7 protein-coding genes are annotated in these 5404 nt (G+C 70.8%); 5 read left to right on the forward strand and 2 right to left on the reverse strand.

Annotation, left to right across the window (positions count from 1 at the left end; all coding sequences use genetic code 11):
• The 4 genes from ABF401_RS17185 to ABF401_RS17200 form a co-directional block, all read left to right on the forward strand.
• Window positions 1-333, forward strand: a 333-nt coding sequence (locus ABF401_RS17185) for a DUF4097 family beta strand repeat-containing protein (RefSeq protein ID WP_353510802.1), incomplete at its 5' end; no start/stop codon positions are given.
• Window positions 330-578 carry a hypothetical protein gene (locus ABF401_RS17190; RefSeq protein WP_353510803.1) on the forward strand — a complete coding sequence of 83 codons (249 nt, stop codon included), beginning with the start codon at window positions 330-332 and terminating at the stop codon, window positions 576-578. The genes ABF401_RS17185 and ABF401_RS17190, both read left to right, overlap by 4 nt.
• A gap of 102 nt (window positions 579-680) precedes the next feature.
• Window positions 681-1304 carry an FMN-binding negative transcriptional regulator gene (locus tag ABF401_RS17195; protein WP_353510804.1) on the forward strand — a complete coding sequence of 208 codons (624 nt, stop codon included), beginning with the start codon at window positions 681-683 and terminating at the stop codon, window positions 1302-1304.
• A gap of 81 nt (window positions 1305-1385) precedes the next feature.
• On the forward strand, window positions 1386-1637 hold the full coding sequence (locus ABF401_RS17200; RefSeq protein ID WP_353510805.1) for a hypothetical protein: 252 nt from the start codon (window positions 1386-1388) through the stop codon (window positions 1635-1637).
• Here the strand turns inward: ABF401_RS17200 and ABF401_RS17205 are convergent.
• Window positions 1607-3307, reverse strand: a complete 1701-nt coding sequence (locus tag ABF401_RS17205; protein WP_353510808.1) for an NAD(P)/FAD-dependent oxidoreductase — start codon at window positions 3305-3307, stop codon at window positions 1607-1609. The genes ABF401_RS17200 and ABF401_RS17205 overlap by 31 nt on opposite strands.
• Window positions 3308-3358: 51 nt before the next feature.
• Between ABF401_RS17205 and ABF401_RS17210 the strand changes: the two genes are divergently transcribed.
• Complete coding sequence (locus tag ABF401_RS17210) at window positions 3359-3946, forward strand: DNA-3-methyladenine glycosylase I (RefSeq protein ID WP_353510806.1); 588 nt, start codon at window positions 3359-3361, stop codon at window positions 3944-3946.
• A gap of 4 nt (window positions 3947-3950) precedes the next feature.
• Here the strand turns inward: ABF401_RS17210 and ABF401_RS17215 are convergent, their stop codons facing one another.
• Complete coding sequence (locus ABF401_RS17215; protein WP_353510807.1) at window positions 3951-5252, reverse strand: TrpB-like pyridoxal phosphate-dependent enzyme; 1302 nt, start codon at window positions 5250-5252, stop codon at window positions 3951-3953.
• Between the last annotated feature and the right edge of the window lie 152 nt (window positions 5253-5404).

A 5404-nucleotide genomic window follows, 5' to 3' on the forward strand; every position in this document is an offset into this window, starting at 1 on the left:
GCCGACGCGGACGTCAAGGCCAAGACGGGTTCGGGCGACGTCACCGTCAGCGCATCCATCGCCGACCTGGAGCTCGTGACCGGCACGGGCGACGTCAAGCTCGGCGCCGTGCACGGCGGGGCCGTCAAGGCGCGGACCGGCACGGGCGACGTCAGCATCGCGGTGGCGGCCGGAGTGGCGGCCTACCTCGACCTCAACACGGTCACCGGCGATGTCCGGATCGACCTCGAGAACAGCGACGGCCCCGGCGACTCCGAGGCCCAGGCCAGCATCGCTGTCCAGTCGGGCAGCGGCGACATCCATGTGAAGAGAGCCCAGGTGAGCTTGACATGACGACCTTCCACGACTCCCACCGCGTCCGTCCGATCCTGACGCCGCAGGAGGCCATCGCCCGTGACCTCATCATCGATGGAGTCACCCGGCAGCATCGGGCGCATCGGATCCGTCCGGTCCGCCGCCACACCCGCACGGCGCTCGTCCTACGGCGACTCGCGGCCCGCCTCGACCCGGAGCCCGAGCCGACGAGTGCGGCCCGTCCGACGTGGACGCCGGGCAGGCAGCTTCCGGTGTCGCAGTGAAGACCGGCCGCCGCGGTACCTCCACGACCGCGGCGGTCAGCACAACGAGTGGCCCCGGCGGACACGCCGGGGCCACTGGCGCGCCCGGGGCAGAATGGCACGGTGTATGTGCCGCACTTCAATGCCATGGCAGACGCAGACGTCGGCCCCTTCCTGGCTGCCCATCCGGCCGGTCACCTCGTCACCGTCGGTCCGGACGGCCGACCCGACGTGACCCTGCTGCCGCTCATCCTCGAGGCGCGCCGGGTCCTGGCGCACTTCGCACGAGCCAACGACCACTGGCGCCGGATCCCAGCCGGCTCGCCGGGCCTCGTCGTCGTGACTGCCGCGGACGCCTACATCTCCCCGAGCTGGTACGCCTCGAAGGCGGAGCACGGCCGGGTCGTGCCGACCTGGAACTACAGCGAGGTGCAGCTGAGCGGCGCGGTCACCGTCCACGACGACCCCGAGTGGGTCCGCGACGTCGTCATGCGACTGACCGGCCGCCACGAGAGCCACCGCGCCGAGCCGTGGGCGGTCACCGACGCGCCGGAGCGCTACGTCTCCGGCCAGCTGCGAGCGATCGTCGGTGTGGAGCTCGCCATCGAGAGCGTCTCGGCCAAGGCAAAGCTCAGCCAGAACCGGTCCGACGCGGACCGAGAGGGCGCGATCGCGGGCCTGTCTCGGGAACCCGGCCACGCGGCCCAAGACGTCGCCGACGCGATGCGAGCGGCCCTCGGGGACTGAGCCCAGCGGCATACGGCATCTCATGTGCGGTTCAGCGAAACGGCACAGACGTGCCACAGGCCACCTCGCGAGCGTGAAGCCATGGACAGCACAGCACGCAGGATTGGGCGGGGCCTCGGCGCCGCCGTCGCCGTCGCCTTCGTCGGGACCGCCGCACTCGGGGCGGGCCAGGCGCAGGCAGCTGGGATCTCAACCGGACTGACGTATGCCGCTGAGCCGGCTCCCAGCCCTGGGCGGCCTCCGCGCCCTGCCGCAGATCCGGTGAACCTGCCGCCGGCGACGACCCTTGCGGTCCGCTACGTCTACCGCGACGGCGAGCTCGTCGAGCTCTGAGCGCTCGAGCTCGTCGGCTCCAGCCAGGCGTGCACCAGCGGCACGACCGACGCGCCCTCGCCGCTCGCGGCGGCGACCCGCTTCATCGAGCCGCTGCGGATGTCTCCGGCCGCGAAGATCCCCGGCACGGTCGTCTCCAGGTTCCCCGGCGGCAGGTCACCCTGCCACCGCGCGGGTGGCACGTCGCGGCCCGTGACCACGAACCCGCTTTCGTCCCTGGCGATCTCGGGCGGCAGCCACTCGCAGTGGGGGTCCGCGCCGAGGAGGAGGAACAGGCCTCGGCAGGGGCGGTTCGTGGTCGACCCGTTGACGGTGTCGCGCACCGTGATCCAGCCGAGCCGACCGTCCTCGTCCGCGCCGCCGTCGACGACCTCGGAGCACGGTTGCACGGTGATGCGCGGGTTGTAGGCGATCTCGCCGATGAGGTACTGCGACATGGTCGACTCGAGACCCTCCCGACGCACGAGAATCGTGACCGAGCGCGCCAGGCGCGAGAGGTGGATCGCCGCCTGTCCGGCCGAGTTGCCGCCACCGACGACGACGACGTCGTAGTCCTCCATCTCGCGGGCGGCAGTCATCGCGCTTCCGTAGTTGACGCCGAGGCCCACGAGCGCCTCGAGGTTCGCGATGTCGATCCGGCGGTACGTCACGCCCGTGGCGACGACCACGGCACGGGCGTGGACGTCGCCGCCCTCGGTGACGAGGGTGTGCGGGGCAACGCCGCCGGGTTGGCCCGGGACGAGTGACGTCACGGGCCAGCCGCTGAAGAAGCGGGTGCCGAAGCGGATCGCCTGGTTGCGGGCACGCTGAGAGAGGCGCATGCCGGAGATGCCGCGGGGAAACCCGAGATAGTTGCGGATCATCGACGACGTCCCGGCCTGCCCACCGATCGCCTCCGCCTCGACAACCACGGTGGACAGCCCCTCGGACGAGGCGTAAACGGCGGCGGCGAGACCCGCCGGGCCCGCGCCGACGATGGCGACGTCGACGACCTGGTCGACGTCGATGTCGGCCGGCCGGCCGTAAAGGCGCTCGGCGACGTCGCGGACGCTGCGGGCCGTGCCGACGGCCTTGTCGGCGGCCATGAGGACGGGGTACTCGGGCTCGCCCTCGACGTGCGAGAGGACGGCGCGGCCGACGTCGGAGTCCGGCGTGTAGACGCGGTTGGGCAGGCCCATCCGGTCGAGGTAGTCGCGGATGCTCAGCGTGAGGCGATCAGCGGTGGGAGCGACGATCTTGACCGTGACGACCTCGGGCTCGGCGACGGTCGAGCCCCAGTCGGACAGCAGCTCGCAGATGGCCGTGTGGAACTCCTCATCGCGCACGCCACGCGGCATGAGGAGGAAGGCGTCGTACTTGCCCTTCGCGAGGCCCGGTCGCAGCGGTGCGGCGTCCTCCCGGAACATCGACCAGTGCGCCGCGATGACGCGTCTCGCGGTCGGGACGACTCCGCGCCACCACGTGATCGCCTCGAGGACGTGGGCGTCGGGCAGGCGTGACTCGGTGACGAACATGGCCACCTGGCCGCCGTCCGCGACGATCTGCTTGGCCAGGGCCTTCGCCTCGGCCGCCGTATTGGCGGTGTGGACGTCGTAGTCGCGCTGGTAGCGGCCGAACTCGTCGGCCAGGTACGCGCTGCGGTCCTCCGACACGAGGATGAGTGCGGGCATCACCCCATCGATCGTAGGGAGTGACACCGCTCCGAACTAGGGTCATGCTCCATGACGGTGGTTGGTGACGATGGTCTGGCCCGACCCGCCTGGGCGTCGGTCGACCCGCTCCTGATGGAGTACTACGACACCGAGTGGGGCATGCCGGTTCGCGACGAGCGGGGACTCTACGAGCGGATCTGCCTCGAGGGGTTCCAGTCGGGGCTGTCGTGGGCGACCATCCTGCGCAAGCGACCGGCCTTCCGGGCGGCGTTCGCGGACTTCGACCCGGATGTCGTCGCCAGCTTTGGCGAGGCCGACGTCGAGCGCCTTTTGGGCGACGCGGGCATCGTCCGGAACCGGATGAAGATCCGGGCGACGATCCAGAACGCCCGAGCGACGATCGCGCTCCGCGAGGAGGGCGGGCTGGTCGACCTCGTGTGGAGCTTCCAGCCGAGCGAGACGCCGAGGCCTAACGACTACTCCGAGGTGCCAACCGTGTCCGACGAGTCGAAAGCGCTGTCAAAGGCATTGCGCAAGAAGGGGTTTGCCTTCGTCGGGCCAACGACGATGTTCGCCCTGATGGAGGCCGTCGGCATGATCGACACGCACCTGCTCGCCAGCCACCGACGCGGGACCTCGGGCGTCTGGCCGGCGTGACTCGTCAGAGGTAGTCCTCGTAGGCGGGCAGGTCGAGGACACCGTTGCCGGACAAGCCGATGACGATCGTCTCGTCGGTCGTCGCGGCCCGGGCGTGGGCGAGGGCTGCCGCCACGGCGTGGGTCGACTCGGGCGCCGGGATGATCCCCTCCGCGCGCGCGAACTCGATTCCGGCCTTGAAGGCGTCCTCCTGCTCGATGGCGGTGGCCGACAGGAGGCCCAGCTCCAGGGCGTGCGACACCATCGGGGCCATGCCGTGGTAGCGCAGGCCGCCCGCGTGGATCGGTGGTGGCACGAAGTCCTTGCCGAGGGTGTGCATCTTGAGCAGCGGCGTCAGCCCGGCGACGTCGCCGTGGTCGTAGCGGTACTCGCCCTGGGTCAGCGACGGGCAGGCGGCGGGCTCGCAGGCGACGACCTTCGTCGTGGCTCCGTCGCGCAGGTTGCGCCCGAGGAAGGGGAAGGAGAGCCCGGCGAGGTTCGAGCCGCCACCGGCACAGCCGAAGATGACATCGGCGGTCTCGCCGATCGCGTCGAGCTGGTCGAGCGCCTCGATGCCGATGACGCTCTGGTGGAGCAGCACGTGGTTGAGCACGCTCCCGAGCGAGTAGTGCGCGTTCGGGTCCTGGGCCGCGACCTCAACCGCCTCGGAGATGGCCATGCCGAGCGAGCCTGTCGTGCCCGGGTCGTTGGCGAGCATGGCACGCCCGGCCTCCGTGAGGTCGGACGGCGACGGGTGACAGACGCCGCCGTAGGTCTCCATCTGGTACCGGCGGTAGGGCTTCTGGTCGTAGGACGCGCGGACCTGCCAGATCTCGCACTCGAGGCCGAGCAGCGAGCAGGCGAGGGCCAGCGAGGCGCCCCACTGCCCGGCTCCGGTCTCGGTCGTCAGCTTCGTCGCACCCTCCACGGCGTTGTAGTACGCCTGCGCCACAGCGGTGTTCGGCTTGTGCGAGCCGGCCGGGCTCACACCCTCGTACTTGTAGTACACCTTGGCCGGCGTGCCGAGGACCCGCTCGAGGCGGTGGGCGCGGATGAGCGGTGATGGCCGCCACAGGGCGTAGATCTCACGGACGGTCTGCGGGATCTCGACCCAGCGCTCGGTCGTGACCTCCTGCTGGATCAGGGCCATCGGGAAGAGCGGCGCGAGGTCGTCGGGACCGAGCGGCTGCTGGGTGCCGGGATGCAGCGGGGGAGGGCAGGGCTCCGGCAGGTCGGCTGCGAGGTTGTACCAGTGGGTCGGAACGGACGACGGCACGGCGGCCCCCGTCGGCTCCGTGAGCGGCTGGCTGGAGCGGACCTCGGTCATGACGCCTCCTCGAGACGGTGATGCTGGTGGCGACGGTGCCATCAGCCGGAGGCTAACCGAGGTCCTGCTCTCGCGGGAGCCCCTGTATCACCTGTCGACGTCCTGTCCGTCGAGTGTGCACTTCGCGTCGCCTGGTCTCCGTCGAGTGTGCA

This window comes from Intrasporangium sp. (genome assembly GCF_040414665.1).
Lineage (GTDB): Bacteria > Actinomycetota > Actinomycetes > Actinomycetales > Dermatophilaceae > Intrasporangium.